Origin of the sequence: Candidatus Accumulibacter meliphilus (assembly GCF_036625345.1) — a bacterium.
GTDB lineage: Bacteria > Pseudomonadota > Gammaproteobacteria > Burkholderiales > Rhodocyclaceae > Accumulibacter > Accumulibacter meliphilus.
This window is the reverse complement of the sequence record NZ_JAZKTZ010000001.1, coordinates 765,803-787,281: the sequence shown is the minus strand read 5'-3', so window position 1 is coordinate 787,281 and position 21,479 is coordinate 765,803. Positions and strand designations below refer to the sequence as shown.

The following is a 21,479-nucleotide window of genomic DNA, read 5'->3' as shown; positions in this document are numbered from 1 at the left end:
CCGTCGATGCCCCTTATAATCCTCGGCACAATCCAGCGCCCCGCGACGAAAACATCACGCCTGTGAATCCCCACCTCAGCAAGCTGCAGCCCTATCCTTTCGAGAAACTCCGGCAACTCTTCGCCGACATCACGCCAAACCCCGGCCTGCGTGAGATCCGGCTGTCGATCGGCGAGCCGCAGCACGCCACACCGGCTTTCATCAAGGATGCGCTGAGCGCCAACCTGGCCGGACTGGCGAGCTATCCTACCACTCTCGGCAGCGCCGAACTGCGCCGCAGCCTGGCCGCATGGCTGGGCCGGCGCTATGGCCTCGATGGCCTCGATCCGGAGACGCAGGTGATGCCGGTGAACGGTTCGCGCGAAGCCTTGTTCGCTTTCGCCCAGACGGTCATTGACCGCACGCGCGGCTACACACCGCTGCTCGTCAGCCCGAACCCCTTCTACCAGATCTACGAAGGGGCAGCCTATCTCGCCGGCGCCGAGCCGCGCTTTCTCAATACCCTGCCGGACAACGATTACACGTTCGACTTCACGAGCCTCAGCGAGGCCGAGTGGCAACGCGTACAGCTATTCTATGTCTGCTCGCCGGGCAACCCCACCGGCAAGGTCCTCAGCCTCGACGACTGGCGACAGCTCTTCGCCCTCGCCGACCGCTACGACTTCGTCATCGCCTCCGACGAGTGCTACTCGGAGATCTACGGCGACGAGACGCAGCCACCGCTCGGCTGCCTGCAGGCCGCGCGTCTGCTCGGTCGAGGCGACCAGCGCCTGCTCATGTTCTCCAGCCTTTCCAAGCGCTCCAATGTTCCCGGCATGCGCTCGGGCTTCGTCGCCGGTGACCCGGCGCTGCTCAAATCCTTCCTGCTCTACCGTACCTATCACGGCAGCGCGATGAATCCGGCCGTGCAGGCGGCAAGTATCGCCGCCTGGAACGATGAAGCGCACGTCATCGAGAACCGCCGCCAGTATCGGGAGAAGTTCGCCGCGGTCACCCCACGCCTGGCCGCAGTGCTCGACACGGCGCTGCCCGACGCCGGTTTCTATCTCTGGGCGCGGACGCCGATCGATGACGGCGAGTTCGCCCGCGGCTTGCTCGCTGACTATAATGTGGTCCTTCTGCCCGGCAGCACCCTGGCACGTCACGCGCGCGGGATCAATCCGGGCGCCGGTTTCGTGCGCATCGCACTGGTTGCACCGCTCGCCGATTGCGTCGAAGCTGCCGAACGCATCCATTCATTCGTTTCAAAACTCTAGGGAAACTGCCATGCAGGCAATCCAGCAAGTCATCGATGAGGCCTGGGAAAACCGCGCCTCGCTGCAACCCGGCAACGCCGACGAAAGCATTCGCCAGAACGTGGACACCGTTCTCAGGCAGCTCGACGAAGGTAGGCTGCGCGTTGCCGAGAAAATCGACGGCGAGTGGGTGACACACCAATGGATCAAGAAAGCCGTCCTGCTCTCCTTCCGGCTGACCGACAACAGCCTCATCGAAGCCGGTCCGCTGCGCTATTTCGACAAGGTGCCGAGCAAGTTTGCCGATTACGACAGCGCGAAGTTTGCCAGCGGCGGCTTCCGCGTCGTGCCGCCGGCGACCGCTCGTCGCGGCTCTTTCATCGCCAGGAACGTGGTTCTGATGCCGTCTTACGTCAATATCGGCGCCTACGTCGACGAAGGAACGATGGTCGACACCTGGGCCACGGTCGGCTCCTGCGCGCAGATCGGCAAGAACGTGCATCTCTCCGGTGGCGTCGGTATCGGCGGCGTCCTCGAACCGCTGCAGAGCAACCCGACGATCATCGAGGACAACTGCTTTGTCGGCGCCCGCTCGGAAGTCGTCGAGGGAGTCATCGTCGGGGAAGGTTCGGTGATCTCGATGGGCGTCTTCATCGGCCAATCGACGAAGATCCTGGACCGCGAAACCGGTGCGGTGAGCTATGGCCGCGTGCCACCGGGGTCGGTCGTGGTGTCCGGCAGCATGCCCGGCAAAGAGGGCAGTTACAGCCTCTACTGCGCGGTGATCGTCAAGAAGGTCGACGCCCAGACGCGCGCCAAGACCAGCATCAACGATCTCCTGCGCAGCGACTGAGCGCCACCGTGCCGAGCCCTGAAGCAGTGGACAAACGCCTGATCCTCGACAAGCTGTTTCAGGTGATGGCGGACCGGCAGGCGTCGGATATTTTCATATCCGCCGGTGCGCCGATCCACATCAAGATTCAGGGCATCACGGTGCCGGTCAATCAGCAGACGATGGAACCGGCGATGATCGAAAAAATCGCCCTCGAACTGATGAACGCGGAGCAGGCGCACACCTTCGAGGCGACCAAGGAGATGAACCTCTCGATCGGCGTCCCCAAGCTCGGCAATTTTCGTATCAACCTGTTTCGCCAGCGCGGCTCGATCTCGATTGTCGTCCGTTACATCCTCGGCAATATCCCGGCGCTCGATTCGCTGCTCTTGCCGCCGGTCCTCGCCGACCTGGTCATGGAAAGGCGCGGCCTGATCCTGATCGTCGGTTCGACGGGCTCGGGAAAGTCGACCACCATTGCCTCAATGCTCGATTATCGCAACGGCAATTGCGCCGGCCACATCCTGACCATCGAAGATCCGATCGAGTATCTCTTCAAGCACAAAAAGTCGATCGTCAACCAGCGCGAAATCGGCATGGACACCCTGGGCTGGAACAACGCCCTGAAAAGCGCCATGCGCCAGGCACCGGACTGCATTCTGATCGGCGAGATCCGCGACAAGGAAACGATGCAGGCGGCGATCGCCTACGCCCAGACGGGCCACCTCTGCCTGGGCACCCTGCACGCCAACAACAGCTACCACGCACTCAACCGGATGATCAACTTCTTCCCGCTCGATAGCCGCAGCGCACTGTACATGGACCTCTCGGTGAGCCTGAAGGCGATCGTTTCGCAGCGCCTGGTAAAGCGCAAGGAAGGCAAGCTGGCGCCAGCCGTCGAAGTTCTGCTGAACAGCTATCACGTCCAGGAACTGGTCGAGCGCGGCGACATCCCGGCCCTCAAGGAGGCCATGGAGCAAAGCCTCGCACCCGGTTCGCAGACTTTCGAACAAGCGCTTTTCAAGCTCTACCGCGCAGACGTGATTACCCTGGAAGAGGCGCTGAGCAATGCCGATTCACCGACCAACCTGTCCTGGCTGATCAACAACTTCGAAGCAGCCCCGGCACCGCGTCGCGACGACAAGCTGAGCACTTCATCATACGAGCTATCGGAAAGCGACCCCAGCAGCGCTTCCTTCAAGGAGTTCTCGCTCAGTCTCCACGACGCTGACGAGCAAGCCTAGTCAGGCGCGCGCAATGAACAGGGACAGCGGTACCGAAATGGCCAAGGACAGCAAGCTGGCAGTCGTCAACGAGGCGACGCTTGCACTCGCCGAGCAACTCATCGCCTGTCGCTCGCTGACCCCCGACGACGCCGGCTGCCTGCCGATCATCGCCCGCCGTCTCGAAGCCATCGGCTTCAGCTGCGAGTTCATCAAGCGCGGCGCGGTCAGCAACCTCTGGGCGCGCCGCGGCCGCAGCAGTCCGCTGCTCTGTCTGGCCGGTCATACCGACGTCGTCCCCAGCGGCCCGCTCGAACAATGGCACAGCGATCCCTTCCAGCCGCTGCGCAAGGAGGGGGTGCTGTACGGGCGCGGCGCCGCCGACATGAAAGCTTCGCTGGCAGCTTTCGTCACCGCCGCCGAAGCCTTCGTCGCCGCCCAGCCCGAGCACGGCGGCTCGATCGCCTTCCTGCTTACTTCCGATGAGGAAGGCGACGCCATCGACGGCACGGTCGCCGTCACCGAGGCCTTGCGCCAACGCGGCGAGACGATCGACTACTGCATCATCGGCGAGCCTACCTCGGTCAACACGCTCGGCGACATGGTCAAAAATGGGCGCCGCGGATCGCTGTCGGGGAAACTGACCGTCAAGGGCGTGCAAGGCCACATCGCCTACCCGCATCTGGCCAGCAACCCAATCCATCTCGCAGCCCCGGCGATTGCCGAGCTGACGCAGACGGTCTGGGATCGGGGCAACGAGTTTTTCCCGCCGACCACCTGGCAAATCTCCAACATCCACGGCGGCACCGGCGCCAGCAATGTCATTCCAGGCAGCGTCGATATCCAGTTCAACTTTCGCTTTGGTACGGCCAGCACCCGCGAGCAACTGCAAGCGCGAACCTGCGCCCTGCTCGACCGCCACCAGCTGAGCTACGAACTGGTGTGGAACTTGAGCGGCAAGCCTTTCCTGACCGGCCACGGCGCGCTGATCGACGCCTCGCTGCAGGCGATTCGCGCCGAAACCGGTGTCGAAGCCGAGCTGTCGACCAGCGGCGGCACTTCGGACGGTCGCTTCATCGCCGAGATCTGCGCACAAGTAATCGAAATCGGCCCGGTCAATGCCAGCATCCACAAGGTCAACGAAGCCGTCGAAATCGCCGCCCTGCCACGACTCGCAGCCATCTACCGCCGTATTCTCGAAGCCTTGCTACCCAGCCATGTTTGAACAGGCGCAAAACGAACTGCGCACCGTGCGCGACCTGCTGCGCTTTGCCGTCAGCCGCTTCAGCGAAGGCGGACTGTTCTTCGGACACGGCGCCGACAACGCCTGGGACGAAGCGGTTTATCTGCTGCTGCACAGCCTGCACCTGCCACTCGATCGACTCGAGCCTTTTCTCGACGCCGGCCTGACCAGCGACGAGCGCACGGCCGTACTGCGCATCATCGAGCGGCGCATCAGCGAACGCCTGCCGGCCGCCTACCTGACCAACGAAGCTTGGTTGGCCGAGTATCGCTTCTACGTCGATCAACGGGTGATCGTGCCGCGCTCCTTCATCGCCGAATTGCTGCGCGAGCAGCTGGCGCCGTGGATCGACGACCCCGAAAGCGTGGCTTCCGTTCTCGACCTGTGCACCGGCTCCGGCTGCCTGGCGATTTTCGCCGCGCATGCCTTCCCGGCGGCCCAGGTCGACGCCATCGACCTTTCACCCGACGCGCTGGCCGTGGCCGCGCGTAACGTCAGCGACTACGAGCTGACGGCGCGTATCCGGCTGCTCGAGAGCAACCTTTTCGCCGCGCTCGACAAGGAACGCTACGACCTGATCATCAGCAATCCGCCTTACGTCAATGCCGCATCGATGCGCAGCCTGCCCGCCGAATACCAGCGCGAGCCCGCCCTGGCGCTGGCCAGCGGTGAGGACGGACTCGACCTGACGCGGGCCATCCTCGCCGCAGCGCGCGAACGCCTGACGCCGAACGGCCTGCTGGTCGTCGAAATCGGCCACCACCGGGACCAGCTCGAAGCGGCTTTCCCGGATACCGGCTTTACCTGGCTGGACACCGCGGCCGGCGATCAGTACGTCTTCCTGCTGCATCGCGATCAGCTGCCATGAGCGGGCGACGCGCTGTGCTGCGCCCTGCTTTGCGCTCGGTCGCGGCAGTATTGCACTGCCCTCTGCGCCTGCTGCTGAGCGCCGCCCTGGCGCTGGCGCTGCTGCTGGCCAGCGGCTGCGGCGAGACGACGCAAGGAACGGCGCTGCCCGCCGGAAGCACGGTCCTGGCCTTCGGCAACAGCATCACCTTCGGCACCGGCGCCGGGCCTGGCGAAGACTATCCGACCGAGCTGGCAGCGCTCAGCGGCTGGCAGATCGCCAACGCCGGCATCCCCGGCGACACCAGCGCAGCAGCCCGCGAGCGGATCGAGGCAGCCCTGACGGCGACCAGGCCGGCACTGGTCATCGTCGAACTGGGCGGCAACGACTTCTTGCGCCGGCGCCCGGCAGCCGCCGTCAAGGAAGACCTGCGGGCCATCGTCAGCAGCATTCGCGACTCCGGTGCGCAGGTGGTCCTGGTCGCCGTCCCGAAGTTCTCGCTGCTCGGCGCCATCAGCGGCCGCTTGCCCGATTCTGAAATCTACGCCGCGCTGGCCAGCGAAGAAAAGCTGGCGCTGGTCGACAGCGTTCTCGCCGAGGTCCTCGCCAAACCGGAACTGAGAGCCGACCCCATCCACCCCAACGCCGACGGCTACCGACAACTGGCGGCAGGCATCGCCGAACAGCTGCGCCAGGCTGGTTTGCTCAAGGCGCAGTGAGCACCGGCCCACGCCAGCACGCTTTGGCGACAATCCATGCCGGGCAAGCCGACAGACAAGGAACCCCGATGAATAGCGAAACCCCGCAGCGCATCCTCCGCCAGGATTACACCCCGCCGCCCTTCCTCGTCGACAGCGTCGAACTCGACGTGCACTTCAACACCGGCGAGGTGCTGGTCACTAGCCAGCTGCAACTGCGGCGCAATCCCTTGGCATCGCCGGCTGCGGAGGCGGAGCCGGCGACACCCCTGCCGCCGCTGCAGCTCGACGGCCAGGGGCTGGAAACGATCTCCGTGGCCATCGACGGCAGCGTTCTCGGCGAGGACGAATACCACTGCAGCGACTCGCTGCTGACCATCGTCAATCCGCCGGACACGCTGACGCTGCGTACGCAGGTGCGTATCGATGCCGACCACAACAGCAGCCTGTCCGGTCTTTTTCGCTCCAGGGATGGTTATTTCACCCAGTGCGAGGCGCAGGGTTTCCGCCGCATCACCTGGTTTCCGGATCGCCCGGACATCATGTCGCGCTACCAGGTCACCCTGCACGCCGACAAGACCCGCCTGCCGGTACTGCTGGCCAACGGCAACCCGGCCGGCAGCGGCGACGAGGGGACTGACCGCCACTGGGCGAAATGGGAAGACCCCTTCTTCAAGCCCTGCTATCTGTTCGCCCTGGTTGCCGCCCGCCTCGACGTACTGCGCGACGAGTTCACCACCAGCAGCGGACGCAGCGTTCAGCTCGCTGTCTTCGTCGAGCCCGGCAAGCTCGACCAGTGCGCGCACGCCATGGACGCCCTCAAGCGCTCGATGCGCTGGGACGAGGAAGTCTTCGGCCTGGAATGCGATCTCGACCACTACATGATCGTCGCCGTCGGCGACTTCAACATGGGAGCGATGGAAAACAAGGGCCTCAACGTCTTCAACACCAAGTACGTCCTGGCGCGCGCCGACATCGCCACCGACGCCGACTACCAGAACATCGACCGCGTCGTCGCGCACGAGTATTTCCACAACTGGACCGGCAACCGCGTCACCTGTCGCGACTGGTTCCAGCTGTCGCTGAAAGAAGGGCTGACGGTCTATCGCGACCAGGAGTTCGGCGCCGACATGCACAGTCGCGCGGTCACCCGCATTCGCGAAGTGCGCGCCCTGCGCGCCATGCAGTTCCCCGAAGACGCCGGCCCGATGGCCCATCCGGTGCGCCCCGACTCGTATATCGAGATCAACAACTTCTACACCAGCACCGTGTACGACAAGGGCGCCGAAGTGGTGCGCATGATCGAAACGCTGATCGGCAAGCAAGCTTTCCGGCGCGGCATGGACCTCTACTTCGAACGCCATGACGGCCAGGCGGTGACCTGCGACGACTTTGTTGCCGCCATGGCCGACGCTTCCGGCGTCGACCTGACGCAGTTCAAGCGCTGGTACGACCAGGCCGGCACCCCGCACCTCTGGGCCAGCGGTAACTATGACGCGGAAACGCGCAGCTACACCCTGACCCTGTCCCAATCGCTGCCCACGCGCGCCACCGTGGACGCCACCTCCGAGCCGCTGCATAGTCCCTTCCACATCCCGGTGGCCATCGGCCTCAACGGCGCAGACGGCGAAGACATGCCGCTGCTGATCGCCGGTGAAGACAGCACCGCCGACAGCGGCCGGACGACGCGCGTCCTCTCGCTGACCGACTTCGAGCAGCAGTTCGTCTTCACCGAGCTGGCCGCCGCCCCCGTCGTTTCGCTGCTGCGCGACTTCTCGGCGCCGGTGATTCTCGACTTCTCCTGGAGCGACGAAGAGCTGGCGCACCTGCTGGCCCACGACAGCGACCCCTTCAATCGCTGGGAAGCCGGGCAACGCCTGGCCAGCCGCCTGATCCTGGCAGCCGCCGAAGACATCTCGGTCGGCCGCCCGGCCTACTGGCCGCAAACCTTCGTCGAAGCCGCCGCACGGCTTCTCGAACATGCCGCCGCCGATCCCGCTTTCGCCGCCGAAGCCCTGACCCTGCCCGGCGAAGCGACGCTTGCCGAAGAGATGGCCCTGGTCGACCCGAGCGCCCTGCACGAAGCGCGCAATGGCCTGCGCCGTTTCGTCGCCGAACAACTCGGCAGCACGCTGCTGCAAGTCTACGCAACACACGCCACCAGCGGCCCTTACCAGGCGACACCGGCGGCCGCCGGGCGGCGCGCGCTGCGCAACCTCTGCCTGAGCTATCTCGGCGAGCTGAACAACGACGAGTCCCGCGCCCTGGCCATGCGCCAGTTCGAGTCCGCGGACAACATGACCGACCAGTTCGCGGCGCTGGCAACCCTGGCGCAGGACGACTGCCCGGAACGTATCCGGGCGCTGGCCAGCTTCTACGAACGCTGGAAAGACGAAGCGCTGGTGGTCGACAAATGGCTGTCGGTACAGGCGGCGAGCCGTCTCCCCGACACTCTGGCAGTGGTCCGAGATCTGCTCGATCACCCGGCCTTCGATCTGCGCAATCCAAACAAGGTCTACGCGCTGCTCAACACTTTCGGCAACAATCATGTCCGTTTTCACGCCGCCGACGGCGGCGGCTACCTGTTCCTCGCCGCGCAGATCGGCGAGCTCGATCGCCTCAACCCGCAGGTCGCCGCACGTCTGGCACGCCGCTTCGATCGCTGGCGGAAGTTCGACCAGCCGCGCCAGCAACAAGCCAGCTTCGCTCTCGAAAAACTGCGCTCGGTCGATGGCCTGTCGTCCGATGTCCGCGAGATCGTTGGACGCGCGCTCGATCAGTAAGCCCGCCAACACCATTCGGCCCCGCCGCAAAGCAAGCGCAGATCGCGGCGGGAAAAACGGCAGCACATGCGGAAATTGGCCAGATAGTGCTTGAGCGCGGCCGATCGCCTCTGTATAATTCGCCGCTTCAGCAAGGCAAGGCAAGGCGCCCGTAGCTCAGTTGGATAGAGTACTTGGCTACGAACCAAGGGGTCGGGCGTTCGAATCGCTCCGGGCGCACCAATGGATTCAAACAGAAAGGCCAATCTTCGGATTGGCCTTTCTGTTTTCTGATGGCTGGGGGAACAATCAGGGGAACAGTACGGTGTTGTTGTTAATGCGAAAGTCGCGCAAGCGACTCACAAACCTCCCTCGCGGGAGAGGGGTCTGGGAAGAGTGATTGGCGCCAACAGAGCGTTGCGCTGTGAAATGGCCACCCTCAGTCCTCACTCGCGGAGTGAAGCGAACTGCGTACCTGCTCCCTCGGATCGAAGCTCCAAATGCGGGCTGTTCGAGACCATGTAAGCCAATGACTGGTCGACAACGAATGGAAAAAGCACCGCCATCGATTGCAGCGACGCCATTGACACGGCCCTTCCTGCGTAGCGTAGCGCTGCTTCCACGAGCCAAACGGCGGGCTGATTTCCGGTCACAGTAATCGGGGTGCAGCGAACTAACCGTTTGCCTTTCTCCACTCGCTCTATCGCGCCCCAGCCAGCCTGCGACTGTAGAACCATATTGCTCATGCGGTAGATACCTTCGCGTTCGCCGTAGATCTCGCTCATCCGCCGATGCACCTCTGCGGAACTGCAGTCGCCTTGCAAGGCTGACAAACGGCCCACCAGTTCGGCGACCTTGCCGAAGAACGGGTAGGTTGCGATCGCCATTCCCCAAGCCAGCGCTGCGACGGAGACACCCGGATTTTCTTTGAAGATCTCGGCGCCACGGTTAGCGAAATCGACAAGGTCTACTCGCGGTTCAAGCCAAAGTCGGTTCAAAACCGTGCGGGTCTTCTTCCTGGCCGCCAAACCAAGGCCGGCGGCATCCAGCAGATGATTCAGTTCATCGAGGTTGGCCAACCCGGCACGCACCTTCAGCGCCGCAGCCACCCAATCGAGCTGGATGAAGCGGTCGAAGCCAATTTGTGGGGCAGTCGGACTCATTCAGTCAACTCACATACCTTACTTTGATAAAAGGCACCAACAGTTCTTCAACCGAGATGCCGCCGTGTACCACGGCAGGTTCTCCTCGCTGCATGAAGGCTGTACGTCCGCCGGCGAATAGGGCCATGAAGTTCGCCGGCAGTCCAGCGATATCCAGACGGTAGCTGTTCGAATTGGCCGCAGCCGATTCTGTGGCCAGGGCCTCACTGCGGTAAGTTCGCACGCGCTCGCCGCGCATCTCTGCCGTTACACCTTGGTTGGGCCGACCCTGGCCGACTGCCTCCACATTCCCGTGGTCGGCAGTCAGGTAAACGTTGAAACCCTTGTCGAGTAGCAGCGAGAACAGACGATCGACGAAACCCGTCTCACACCAGCCCTCGATTTGGGTGGCGATGCCGCGTTTGCCAAGCACGGAACCATGCACGAACTCATCCACGGTGTCCACCACCATGCCAGCGATCTTGATTGACGGTTTAGACAGGCCCGCATCCAGATCAGCCAATTGGTCGATACGCTTGATGCCCTTGCGGTACAGGACCTCATTGGCGCGCAAACCCTGGTCCTGCCAGAACCGGGACCACTGGGTCGGTTCTGGTGAAGTTGTGTCGATCGTGTCAGCGAACTCTCGTGGTTTGAGTCCCGAGAACAGCGCCTGTCGGGACACCGACGTCAATGTCGGCAGCCAGGCAAAACAAGCGCTCTCGTCGAAACCGAGATTCGGGGTGCGTCTGGCCAGAGCCTCCCGGATCTGGACCCACTGGTCGACGGCAAGACCATCGAACACCAGTAGCGCGATCTTGTTCTCGCCAGCGCTGCGTCGCATGGAAAGAAAGCGCGGCACGTGGTGAACCATGACCGGACCATTCGCCACAGGCAATGATGGCAAGTCAGCGTAGTGCTTGCTTACCCACTCCAGCAAGCGCTCATCGGTAGCGTCTTGCAGCTCGCTGATCAGGGGCTTCAGCCCTTCGGCACGACCCGAGTCCAAGCCGTGGAAGCGGGCGATGACCTCACCCAAGCGTCGGGCCAGGTTGGCCCAGTCGCGGTATGACGATTCCAGCGTTGGCAGTGACTTGAGAATGCCCTTGATGCCCTCCGCTACGAGATCGCGCAGTGCCAACGGGTCGCGCACGATACCGGCCTTCGCCCACTCCGGAATGCAGGCAGGCAGCCCCTGCACGGCAAGCGGGTGGAGCAGCCCGTCCAGGAACATCGAGTCGATGATTACTCGCACGTCCGGGTGCTCAAACGGCACTTCTCCGGTAGCGACCAGATCAGCCGGCTTAGGCTCCCCGGTACGTATCCCGGTCACGCCAAGGCGCGAGAGGTAGCGATACCATGCATCCTGGATCACGCGAAGTGAGGCGCTTTTCGACCCGAACAGTTCGCCGATCGGCAAACCCTTGAACTCCGCATGCTCGCCAAGCACATGGGCCATATGCGCAGCCAGGACCGCCGGCATGGGGGAATCTCGGTAGTGCAGTCGCAACAACTCGCGCCACAGGTCCTCAGGCCGCGAAATCAGGTGCGGGCTGATCTTGAAGATGTGCGTCAGAAGGAACTCTTTGGTCGCTGATTCACCGAGTGCCTGCGGTGCGTGCTTGGCCTGCGCAGCGAACATCCCCTCGTGGTGTTCAGTGCCGATCTGCCGAACGACTGAATAGCTGAGTTTCGGGAACAGGTCGGCAAGACTCAGGCTCACGCGACGCGCCTGCCTGAGGTAGTCCCAGGGCAGGTCACTCGTGTTGGTGCCGCGCAGGTGCAGCACAAGTGAGCTGGCTGGCGCAGTCTCTCCACGGTTCCACGCGCAGCGGTAGCGATCTTCATACTCAGCACGGAACGCAACCGAGTCCTCGAAGGGCATCAGCTCGAAGCCACGCTCACGCAGGCTTGAAAGTACCTGCTCATCCAACAGTACGTCGTCGGGGTCGGCGGCAATCCACAAACGGGCCAGGTCGGCCGGAAACTCCTTAAGGATGCGGTCAATCCATCGGCTCATGTCGGACCCACCCGAAGCATCATCACCGCGTTGAGTTCCGGCACGCAGGCATCTGCATTGTCCAGTGCCGCCATGCGCGTCTGGTGCTCGGCATCCAGCCGCTTGCGGCGATGCTCGCGAACGGCTGGCAAGCCAATTCGACCAATGGCCTGATAACGGGCGTCATAGGCGTACTTGGCGCGCTCCCGATCTTCCTTCAGCCGCGAGCGGTGCTCATCGAGCAGTTGAGAGAACACGCGCTCACCTTGAATCTTGGCAGCAGTCATGGAGGCTTCGAACCACTGCACTGCCTGCTCGGTGCCGGCGGCGCCCTTGATTTCGATCGCTTCAGTCAACAGCAGATCCCAGATGCGCCTGGCCGTGGGCACAAAGGTTCGCCCGTCGTCCGTTGCGAAGACTGGCAGGAAGCGCTTGCGGCTGAGACCCTCAGCGGAAAGGCTGATCTCCCAAAGCGACCAGACACCCTGCACAGTCTCGGGCAAGCCGGTGATCTTGACCTCCGCCAGTGGTTGCCCCGCCACGCAGCGTGACAGTTCGCTGATCACCGCTCTGGCGCGAGGGTCCTCCAGGGTGACCCATTCCCAATCGGGGTTCTGCTCCGCCGTCCTGGCGTCAAAGCAAACCTGCGTCGACTCGCTGCCGTCCGCCCACTTGATACGCCATGCTTCGCCTTTCTTCACGGCACTGCCGCCGCGTGCCGGCAGACCCGTGGTGATGGCACGTTCCAGCCAGAACTGCGCTGGGTGGTCGCGCCATTTGCGGGCCTCAATGGCATCCAGCGTATGGGCATCTGCCAGCAAATCGGTATTCTGTCGCTCGTCGGCAACCTTGTCGCGGACCTGATTTATTACGGCGTCGCACACATTTTCGATCGAGTCCGGGTCCTGCAGACCCTGCACGAACAGCTCGTCGAAGAGCGGCTCAGCTTCGACCGAGTCCATCACGTCAGATGCCTTGTCCACGCCGAACTCCTGCGCGATGACTTCAAGCTTGGCTTCCAGCACTTGGCGGACACGGTGTTCCACCGTGTCTTCAAGGACAAAGTTGATGGCGCGCACCACATGGCGCTGGCCGATACGGTCCACGCGGCCGATTCGCTGCTCGATGCGCATGGGGTTCCACGGCATGTCAAAATTGACGACGACGTGACAGAACTGCAGGTTCAAGCCTTCGCCACCAGCATCAGTTGAGACGAGAACCCGGGCGTCGCGCGAAAAGGCCTGTTGGGCCTTTGCGCGCGTATCGAGATCCATGCTGCCGTTGAGCGACGCCACCGAGAAGCCACGGCTTTCCAGAAAACCCGCCAGCATGGCCTGTGTCGGTACGAACTCCGTGAAGATCAAGACCTTCATGCTTGGGTCGTTCTCTTCCTGCTGCAGCTTGTAGATCAGTTCCAACAGGGCTTCGGCCTTGGCGTCCGTGCCTTGGGCCTCGGTTTCTCGGGCCAGGGTCAACAGGAGGTCAACCTCGGCCTTCTCCTGAACCCAGCCGGAAGTCTGAACCGCGATGTCTACTTGGCTCTGACCGTCCAGCTCGGCCCAGTCGTCCATCTCGGTCGAATCGAACAGAGGCGCCTGCGGCTGGGGTTCATTGAGTAGCGCTTGCCGCTTCTCCAGCGTGGTTCGAATGGCCGCCGTGCTGGACGTCACCAGCCGCTGCATCAGGATCATCAAGAAACCGATGTGCCGCTGCTTGGCCGCCAATGCCTGGTTGTAGCCATGGCGCACGTAGTCGGTGACGGCTTCATAAAGCCGCTGCTGGGCGCCGTGCCGGGCTTGCCACGCCACGGCCTGGAGCCGCGTGACGCGAGGCTTGAACAGCGGCTGGCCTTCCGCATCGATCGCATTGCGCTTTTCGGTGCGAATGACGAACGGTCGCACGCGATCGCGGCTGACGCTGCCTTCATCCGGGAAGGAATCCCGGTCAATCAACTGCATCAGGCGCAGGAACTGGTCGGTCTTGCCCTGGTGTGGCGTGGCCGACAGCAGCAGCAGGTAGGGTGCCGCTTCAGCCAGGGCTGCACCCAGCTTGTAGCGCGCCACCTGATCGGTGCTGCCGCCCATGCGGTGCGACTCGTCGATGATCACCAGATCCCACGAGGCCGAAATCAAATCCTCGAACCGCTCGCGGTTGTAGTTGTTTAGCTGCTCCAGGCTCCAGCCTTTGCGGCCTTCGATCGGCTTGACCGAATCCAGTGAGCAGATCACCTGGTCGTGCAGCCGCCAGAGGTTTTCCTCATCCTCAGTTGCGTTGACTCGCCATTGCCGGAAGGCAGCGAGTTCGGCCGGGTCGACGAAATGCAACTTCTCCCCGAAGTGCAGGCGCATCTCGGCCTGCCATTGGCGCACCAGGCCCTTGGGCGCCACCACCAACACGCGTCGGGCCATGCCGCGCAACTTCAGCTCGCGCAGGATCAGCCCTGCCTCGATGGTCTTGCCCAGGCCCACCTCGTCCGCCAGCAGGTAGCGGATGCGGCCGCGGCTCATGGCACGGTTGAGCGCGTAGAGCTGGTGCGGCAAGGGGACCACGCTGGACTGGATGGGCGCCAGCAAGAGCTTGTCTTCTATGGCGTCCAGCAGCTTGGCCGCCGCGGCGGTGTGGAGGATGCCCTCGACCGTTGGCTGAATGCTGTCAAGCCTGGCCAAGTCCTGCGGCCGCGCACGTACCACCGCGTCGCTGGTGGGCAGCCAGACGCGGTAGGCGGTTTCGCCCCAAATGTCCTGCCTGTCCACCACGCGGCAGGGCGTGGCGTGGCATGCATGCCAGCACCAGTCGCCGACGACCCAACTCACGTCAAGGCGCTCCCACGGCGAGGCGGCGTAATCCATCCCGCAGTTTTCCAAAACTTGGGGAAATGTTCCGCTCCGGATCCATAAGCGGACCAATCCGATTAGCCCATTCATGCTTCACCTGCCCCGGCAATGGCCAGCCGGTTTTCTTTATCGCCGCCGATCCGCCTGAATACACGGCGTCGGCGAGCAGCTCCCACGTATCGCATGCGCTGTCTTGAACATACTTGCCAAGCACATCCGGTTTGGCGCGTGGATAGGCAGCCAACAACGCATCCCGGTCACCCAAATACCAGGCTTCGATTTCCTCGATAGCGAGCCTGAACAGCGTATTTGGCGCTGGGCTGCAGGCTGCGGCGGCCGATTCCAGTTCGGCCAGGAATGCAGCACAGTCGCGTTTGTCGGTATCAAGCACGACCACAACGGCATCGACTCCTGGCGTCCTGCCATAGCCCCGCAACAGCTTTGGCAACTGATCAAGCAGGATTCGCTTCGCGGGATCAGCTTTCGTCAGCAGGCCTTGCGGAATTCTGCCAATGCCTTTGTAGGCATGTAAACGCCAGCTATGCGGCTCGCCTTGGGGTCCCAGAAGCCGAGGTAGCAACACTCGCAGCAACGTCTCACCTGAACTGTCCTCGACCAATATCTCGATGTGCATGCTCACCTCGCATCAAGATAGTCGCTATACCAAAGGCCACCCAAAGGTAAGCCTTCAGCCACGAGGTTGTTTACATCTACCAACTCGGAGACGCGACACACGGTGGAATAACCATCCGTGCCTTTCTCCAGGATCCACACTTCCTCAGGCGCTAGCGCATCAACAAAGTAGGGCTGGTGCGTGGTTACGAAAATTTGTGGTGCGTTTTTCTTGCCGGTGGCATGCAAACGGAACTCCTGGGCCAACGCCTCCAACAGCTTGTGATAGAGACCGTTCTCTGGCTCTTCGATGCAAATGAACGGTGGCGGATCAGGGTCTTCCAACAACAGCAGGTAAGCAAAAACTTTCAGCGTGCCATCTGACATCTGCTGGGCGAAGAATGGGTCGTCAAAAGCGCCATCGTTGAAGCGCAGCAACACACGCTTGTCTTCAGTCACCTGCGTGTCGATGCTGGCAATCCCCGGAATTTTGGCGGCAATGCGTTCGAGGATAGTTTTGAACCGCGCTTTGTGCTCGCGCTCCATGAATTGCACAACGTTGCCAATGTTATCGCCGTGGATGTTCAAGTGCCGCTGTGGGCCAGCGCTCGGCAGACTGCGCGCCGCATCCGGGTAGAAGTAAGAGAGATACCAGCCTTTGAGGAAGTCTCGAAAGCGCTTGATACGGGGATGCTCCTTGAGGGTGCCCAGAGTGGCGATGCCGAGTTGCCGGGTGTCGGTCAGTTCGACCGGGGTCTGGGCACGATCCTCCTCTCCTTCAAGCTCAACGGCTTCTTCACCCGCCCATACAGTGCCCTTGCCGTGGTGCAGTCGCAGAAAGGGATACGGCCGGCCGTGCTTCTGGCCCTTGCGACGCTGCTTGAGCAGCTCGGCTTCGACAAAGGGCCTGCCCGATGGGTCCAACGCAATCGCCAACTCGTAGGTGATCGGCCGCTCATTGGGCGCTTCGCGGTAATAGATTTCAAACCGGATAGGCTCATCTATCCCCAATGAACGAAGACGATCAAATCCGCCTCGTTGTTTCATGTCGCAGGCGCTTTCCACATCGGCAGACAAACAATCCGCAACGAATCCGAAGGCATCGAACAAGGTACTCTTGCCCACACCGTTCTTGCCAATTACCACAGCGAAAGGCGTCAATGGCTCGCCTGCTTGCTGACCGGAAAGCTTGCCTAGTGTCACGTCGCGCAATGCGCGATAGTTCTGTACCCGAAACCCTTCGATGACAGCCATCTATTTGTCCTCCATGCGGGTAAGTGCCTGGTCGTACCAGAGCAGCAGCTTCTCGTCTTCTTGCAGCGCCTCTTCCGGCACTTTCTGCGCGACGCTGATGATGGTCGCGTAGTCCCGGTTCCCCCACGCGTGCTTGAAGCCGGTGCGCATCGCTTCGAGCCGGAAGGTTTTCAGGCGGCGACCAGTAAAGGAACGGTAGGTCTCAAACTCCTTGAGTAGCGCCCTATCCCTGATCATTTCCAGGTCACGCGCCTTGCTCGGGTCGGGCACATACCAGCGGTCAGTCGCCTTGGCTTTCAGACGTGGGTCGGACTTCTCCAGATTGCGAAACTCCTGCCAGTTCGTCGACAGATAGCTGTGAATCTGCGAAGGCACTTCAATGCCGTCCTTATCTTTGGGGTTGTAGCAGAGGAAGTTGCTTTCGAGCAAATACGAGAGTTCCGGCTTGGCTTCGTGCTTCTTCCAGCCTGCCCCCAGTTGTTTGATGAACTCGGGGTGGATTTCCTGATAGGTCGAAGGTTTTTTCTTCAGGAAGTCGGACAACCAGTCGATGGCCGAACGTTCATCGGCGATAAACATTTCCATCTGCGGCGCTTTGGTGGTTTGCATCCGCTTCTTGTCGTATTCACTGACCTGCTCGGGCAGGAAGACCATGCCATCCCGTTCCGCAAAGCGCTGTGACAGACCCCCCTGGAATTCCTGGCTGGAGAGCGGTACCGGGAAGCTATGCCGGACAAACCAGGCCACCAGCCGGTCGAAAATAATGCGCGGATCGCGCTCGGCGACGAACTCGATTTGCCCATTCTTGAGCTTTACGGTTGGCAGGTATTTCAGGTGAGTGCGGACAAAATCCCAAGCCGAATCCTCGCTGCCACCTGTCTTGGTGAAGCGTTCTTCCAGACCGCCGTTGGGTTTGTAGGCGGAGATGACCAAATCTTGCTTGACGGCGGTGGTTGTAGTGATCGCTTTGAAGCTTCCCTTCTGTTTGTCTAACGCAGCAACGTTTGCAACTACGAAACCTGCTTCCTGTAAGGAGGTCTGGATCGCATTCCAGACGCTAGCCTGTGTATTCGAAAACTCGATGGTAATCCACCGTCCTGGTTTAAGTGCCTCAAAAACTTTGTGAAGTCCATCGGTCATGAGCTTTCTGTAGTCATTTAATGACTTTGACTGAGCCTTGCTTTCAATGGCCTCGAATTTATTGTCTGTCAGGGCGCCAATCCACCCTTCCCAGAGGAAGTTGAGCTCTGAGTACATAATGTTTGCACCGAACGGCGGATCGATAAATGCATAGTCAATCGAGTTAGCGGGCACCTTTATCCCCTGAGCTGACTGAGTGGATATGATGGCCTCATAAGCCGTTATCTCACCCTTTGACTCGCACTTTGAGATTGCGTTGTCAAGCATCTCAAACATGTTGAGCTCTTTAACCAGCGATGGAATGTATAAAGTGCCATTAGTCGGGCCGCCGCCCGCACCCCAGATACCAGCCTGATAAGTCAGTCCGTACCTCTTGGTTATCCGAAATGCAACAGTTGTTATTAACGACTTAAGCAGTGGATGCTTGCAGCGCGCATTAAATGCCGCAAGAGCAATCCTGTTTCGACCAGTGTAAAAATGGTGAATGTGAGTCAATCCGTGTGATTCAATCGGCTGTCGAGTATTGAATCCAAAGGGGAGCTGGAACGTTGGGCACCAATCGCTCGTTCGAATTAATTCTGTTTTCTTGATTAGTGCTAGATCTGCCGCGTCCGGCACCTTTTCAAAACGCTTTTTCCCAACCTTGTAGTTGATCATGACCGGAACCTGAACGGCTTGCTCAATTACTTCGCCCAAGTAATGGTCTACAAACTTATGCCGCTTCCTCGCCATTGAACGCTTAGTGAGTTCTGCGCCACATGAAGGACATGGAAATTTATCGTTTACCTTTCCCCCCTCTTTGTCGACCGCTGAGTTCCAGAACACGACATCACTGGCGCACTCTGGGCATGAAAATACATCAGACCAAACGGTGTAATTGACCCGGCCGACCACGCAGGTTTTATGTAATTCAAGGCTTTCATCAGATTTAATCTTGGTTATTGCACTATGAATTTGATCGCTGGTAGGGTTGTGCAGAGTCTGGAACATCCAGCCGGTCGCGTCTTCTGTATCCTTCAATATCTGCTGAGCAGTCCGTTGAAATTGATGCGCATCGGATGGTGTGTTGTATGTGTATGCAATAAAACTGGCTATTGGAGACAGGTCACTGAGGATGGATTTGCGAGCACCCAACATGGAAAACGGTATCCATTTGGCCTTGCCATCCTCTAATTCCTCCCGATAAATAATTCCCTCTGAATCAACCTTATAGCCAAGGGATTGCACCACTTCACGGTTTCCACAAAGCTGAGCTGCTATTCCAGTTGCACCGCTCCCCGCAAAAGCATCTTGTATCAAGTCACCAGGCGATGTGTACTGGAGGATATAACGAATGATTGCTCTATGTGGAACCTTGGTGTGATATGGGTGAAGTTTGTAAAGGGGATCGTATTTCCCTTCACTAATGTCAGCAAAAAATGGCTCTTTGTTGTAAGGCACCAAAGGGTCATAGGGCTTGCCGTAATACTTGATGAAATCCTCAATAAAGGGATTCGGGCAGCCGGTGTAATAGGGTGGATCGGACAGTGCAAGAATGTCCTCGTCCGTGCCGATGGGAAATCCCTCGATCTCGCGGAAGGCTGGATCTTTCAGCTTTTCGCAAAGAATCGCCAGGTAGTGCTCGCGCCGGGCTGCGTCGCTTGGGAATGTCTGGCCGAGGCATTCAACCGGGCCGGATGGTTTAGGCTCGTCGGCGAATAGGGAGTGGGAGGTTGTCATTGTTCTGGTTCCTGCTCGGTTGCGACACCAGCTTGCCCATGCATCGTCTTGAGTCTTACCCCGACATCTGTGAGCACGTATTGTTGCTTGGGGGAGCGTGGCTTGTCAGGGAGGGTCAGGCGCAGCACGCCGCCCGCCAGCAGTGGCTCCAGATGAGTCGTTACAAAGTGCGGGCGATGGTTGAAGCCCGTGTGGGTCATCAATTCCGCCATCGAACGCGGCACGTCGGCAAACCCGATGAGCCGCCACTGCACGTCGGACAAGCGATCAAGTGACCGATCAAGCTCGCCTGCACTTGCGCCAGCTTGATCGGTAGCTTGATCGGTACTCTTTTCGCCGCCAAGTTCCGCTGCAACGTGTTGATTATCTGGTGGAACGCTGGGTGTTCCGGCCAAGAAGCGAGGTCGCAAATGCTCGGCCAGATCGAATACGTTGCCGGTTTCGCCTTGCGCCACCAGCAAGGCTTGTACGGTGAGCCGCTGGACAAGCTGGCGGGCGTCCGCACCGGAAAGGCCGGTGAGCGCCTTCACGTCGGCAATGTCAATCTGACCCTTGCGGGTGAGGTAAGCGAAGACATCGGCTTCCTGCCCGGAGAGGCTCACGCCCAGGCTTGCCTGTGCCAGAAGTTGGGCTTCGGTAATGAGCTTTTCCTTGCGCAGGCGCAGGCGGAAGCTCTTTTCGGCTTTGTGGTTCTCGATTTCCGGCGGCAGGTAGCCCAGCCTGCGCCAACCGTCGAAGATGGCGCGCACGCCGGTGCCGCCCTGGTCGGATAGGCCGATACGACGGAAGGCGTTGACGATACTGGGGTTGCGAACCTCCTTGTCGCCGGGGTCGAGCAGTTGCTCGCGCGAGCCGAAGGCGTCACCGGGATTGAAGAACTCGGTCTGGTCGCGGAAGAAGCGAATGACCGGCACGCGGGTGGTGTCGCCGAAGTCCTGATGGATCAACAGATTGATGGCGGCTTCGCGGAAGGAGATGTAGTCCGGTGGATCGTCGTCGCGGCGCAAAGTGCTGGCATCCACGGCAAAGGGGCGCTCGCTGTGGCGGAAGTAGAACTCGACGATGGACTGCCACGCCTTGATGAGATTGTCTTCCACGGTAAGGCGGTCGGCCCAGCGCACGGCGGAGTCGTAGTCGGCGCTGGCGTTGCGGTAGAACTGCACGTCGGTCACCATGCGCGGCAGCACCTGGCGGACGTATTCGCCGCTGCCCAACACCAGAATGGCGGCGCGGGTGGGGCGCAGCACGCCGCCTTGCTCAACCAGAAAGCCCCAGTTCCGCAGGAAGGTGGTGTCGTCAGCCGCCGTATCCTTGCCGGGGTTGCTGGCGGCGAAACGGGTGCGATACCAGCGCACGGAGGTTTCGTCGAAGCAACGGCTGGTATCGACATCCAGCGGTTCGGCGTCGTAGCGGATGTTCGATGCGTCGCGGATGAAGCGCAGCAGTTCGTCGTGCGTGCAGGTGTCGTCACGCCCACCACGGCGGATGTATGCCTTGTGCGGTGTGCGATCAATGAACACGGGCTTTTCGTTGCGATTGGCCTCGGGTACATAGAAGGCCAGTACCGTGCCTTCAGCCAAGGAATGAACTGATCCATTGATCGGCAGGAATACGCTGATCTTGTTCTGATCGCGTACCCAGCCGAGAAAAGTGTTCTGCACTTCGTCGGCATTGGTGACACCGGTAATGGTGAAGGTGCCGTTGGCCTGCTTGACGCCAAATACCAAGTGCCCGCCCACCGTGTTGGCGAAAGCGCTGACGGTTTCCAGCGAATCCCTGGGCGCGGCCCACGCCGCTTCCTTGAATTCGATGTCGCTCCACTCAATCGACTGGAGGCGTGCCTGCAATTCTTTTCTATCCATGATCAGCTTGGCCCGTAGCGCTAAGGCGCCGTCCCGCCAGCGCCGACTCTCCAGTTCGGATGGTGCAAATGGATTTG

Annotated in this window: 14 protein-coding genes and 1 tRNA gene; 8 read left to right on the top strand and 7 right to left on the bottom strand. The window is 60.9% G+C overall.

Going from position 1 to position 21,479, the window contains the following annotated elements:
• Window positions 1-62: 62 nt before the first annotated feature.
• The 8 genes from dapC to V5B40_RS03355 all read left to right on the top strand — a co-directional run bounded on the left by dapC (window position 63) and on the right by V5B40_RS03355 (window position 9,083).
• Window positions 63-1,256 (top strand): succinyldiaminopimelate transaminase, encoded by a 1,194-nt coding sequence (gene dapC, locus V5B40_RS03390; protein ID WP_332353201.1) that lies wholly within the window; start codon window positions 63-65, stop codon window positions 1,254-1,256.
• A gap of 10 nt (window positions 1,257-1,266) precedes the next feature.
• Window positions 1,267-2,088 carry a 2,3,4,5-tetrahydropyridine-2,6-dicarboxylate N-succinyltransferase gene (dapD, locus tag V5B40_RS03385; RefSeq protein ID WP_332353200.1) on the top strand — a complete coding sequence of 274 codons (822 nt, stop codon included), beginning with the start codon at window positions 1,267-1,269 and terminating at the stop codon, window positions 2,086-2,088.
• Between the two features lie 38 nt (window positions 2,089-2,126).
• Window positions 2,127-3,311 carry a PilT/PilU family type 4a pilus ATPase gene (locus V5B40_RS03380; RefSeq protein ID WP_332353252.1) on the top strand — a complete coding sequence of 395 codons (1,185 nt, stop codon included), beginning with the start codon at window positions 2,127-2,129 and terminating at the stop codon, window positions 3,309-3,311.
• 37 nt (window positions 3,312-3,348) lie between these two features.
• Window positions 3,349-4,515, top strand: a complete 1,167-nt coding sequence (dapE, locus tag V5B40_RS03375) for a succinyl-diaminopimelate desuccinylase (protein WP_434735823.1) — start codon at window positions 3,349-3,351, stop codon at window positions 4,513-4,515.
• Window positions 4,508-5,401: a 50S ribosomal protein L3 N(5)-glutamine methyltransferase gene (gene prmB, locus V5B40_RS03370; protein ID WP_332353198.1), complete on the top strand. Its 894-nt coding sequence runs from the start codon at window positions 4,508-4,510 to the stop codon at window positions 5,399-5,401. The genes dapE and prmB overlap by 8 nt, the downstream gene beginning before the upstream one ends.
• Window positions 5,398-6,099, top strand: coding sequence for a GDSL-type esterase/lipase family protein (locus V5B40_RS03365; protein WP_332353197.1), 702 nt, complete (start codon window positions 5,398-5,400; stop codon window positions 6,097-6,099). The genes prmB and V5B40_RS03365 overlap by 4 nt, the downstream gene beginning before the upstream one ends.
• A 68-nt stretch (window positions 6,100-6,167) precedes the next feature.
• Window positions 6,168-8,861, top strand: coding sequence for an aminopeptidase N (gene pepN, locus V5B40_RS03360; RefSeq protein ID WP_332353196.1), 2,694 nt, complete (start codon window positions 6,168-6,170; stop codon window positions 8,859-8,861).
• Between the two features lie 145 nt (window positions 8,862-9,006).
• Window positions 9,007-9,083 (top strand) — tRNA-Arg (locus V5B40_RS03355).
• A gap of 203 nt (window positions 9,084-9,286) precedes the next feature.
• On the opposite strand, the gene V5B40_RS03350 is transcribed toward V5B40_RS03355, so the two are convergent.
• From V5B40_RS03350 to V5B40_RS03320, 7 genes are read right to left on the bottom strand one after another with little or no spacing between them, the layout of a single operon-like run.
• Window positions 9,287-10,003, bottom strand: a complete 717-nt coding sequence (locus V5B40_RS03350) for a hypothetical protein (RefSeq protein WP_332353195.1) — start codon at window positions 10,001-10,003, stop codon at window positions 9,287-9,289.
• Between the two features lie 4 nt (window positions 10,004-10,007).
• Entirely contained in the window at window positions 10,008-12,002 is a 1,995-nt protein-coding gene (gene pglZ / locus V5B40_RS03345; RefSeq protein ID WP_332353194.1) for a BREX-3 system phosphatase PglZ, read from the bottom strand.
• On the bottom strand, window positions 11,999-14,830 hold the full coding sequence (locus V5B40_RS03340; protein ID WP_332353193.1) for a DEAD/DEAH box helicase: 2,832 nt from the start codon (window positions 14,828-14,830) through the stop codon (window positions 11,999-12,001). Before V5B40_RS03340 ends, pglZ begins: the two co-directional genes overlap by 4 nt.
• A complete protein-coding gene (locus V5B40_RS03335) occupies window positions 14,796-15,449 on the bottom strand; it encodes a DUF4276 family protein (protein ID WP_332353192.1) in 654 nt (217 codons plus the stop codon). Before V5B40_RS03335 ends, V5B40_RS03340 begins: the two co-directional genes overlap by 35 nt.
• A 2-nt stretch (window positions 15,450-15,451) precedes the next feature.
• Window positions 15,452-16,681 carry an AAA family ATPase gene (locus V5B40_RS03330; RefSeq protein WP_332353191.1) on the bottom strand — a complete coding sequence of 410 codons (1,230 nt, stop codon included), beginning with the start codon at window positions 16,679-16,681 and terminating at the stop codon, window positions 15,452-15,454.
• Window positions 16,682-19,540, bottom strand: coding sequence for a DNA methyltransferase (locus V5B40_RS03325; protein ID WP_332353190.1), 2,859 nt, complete (start codon window positions 19,538-19,540; stop codon window positions 16,682-16,684).
• Window positions 19,537-21,402 (bottom strand): RNA-binding domain-containing protein, encoded by a 1,866-nt coding sequence (locus V5B40_RS03320; protein WP_332353189.1) that lies wholly within the window; start codon window positions 21,400-21,402, stop codon window positions 19,537-19,539. Before V5B40_RS03320 ends, V5B40_RS03325 begins: the two co-directional genes overlap by 4 nt.
• Window positions 21,403-21,479: the final 77 nt, after the last annotated feature.

Bases quoted from the DNA above. Each gene is read 5' to 3' on its own strand.
- dapD (WP_332353200.1), top strand. From the start codon at position 1,267: ATGCAGGCAATCCAGCAAGTCATCGATGAGGCCTGGGAAAACCGCGCC.
- dapE (WP_434735823.1), top strand. From the start codon at position 3,349: ATGGCCAAGGACAGCAAGCTGGCAGTCGTCAACGAGGCGACGCTTGCA.
- prmB (WP_332353198.1), top strand. From the start codon at position 4,508: ATGTTTGAACAGGCGCAAAACGAACTGCGCACCGTGCGCGACCTGCTG.
- V5B40_RS03365 (WP_332353197.1), top strand. From the start codon at position 5,398: ATGAGCGGGCGACGCGCTGTGCTGCGCCCTGCTTTGCGCTCGGTCGCG.
- pepN (WP_332353196.1), top strand. From the start codon at position 6,168: ATGAATAGCGAAACCCCGCAGCGCATCCTCCGCCAGGATTACACCCCG.
- V5B40_RS03350 (WP_332353195.1), bottom strand. From the start codon at position 10,003: ATGAGTCCGACTGCCCCACAAATTGGCTTCGACCGCTTCATCCAGCTC.
- pglZ (WP_332353194.1), bottom strand. From the start codon at position 12,002: ATGAGCCGATGGATTGACCGCATCCTTAAGGAGTTTCCGGCCGACCTG.
- V5B40_RS03340 (WP_332353193.1), bottom strand. From the start codon at position 14,830: ATGGATTACGCCGCCTCGCCGTGGGAGCGCCTTGACGTGAGTTGGGTC.
- V5B40_RS03335 (WP_332353192.1), bottom strand. From the start codon at position 15,449: ATGCACATCGAGATATTGGTCGAGGACAGTTCAGGTGAGACGTTGCTG.
- V5B40_RS03330 (WP_332353191.1), bottom strand. From the start codon at position 16,681: ATGGCTGTCATCGAAGGGTTTCGGGTACAGAACTATCGCGCATTGCGC.
- V5B40_RS03325 (WP_332353190.1), bottom strand. From the start codon at position 19,540: ATGACAACCTCCCACTCCCTATTCGCCGACGAGCCTAAACCATCCGGC.
- V5B40_RS03320 (WP_332353189.1), bottom strand. From the start codon at position 21,402: ATGGATAGAAAAGAATTGCAGGCACGCCTCCAGTCGATTGAGTGGAGC.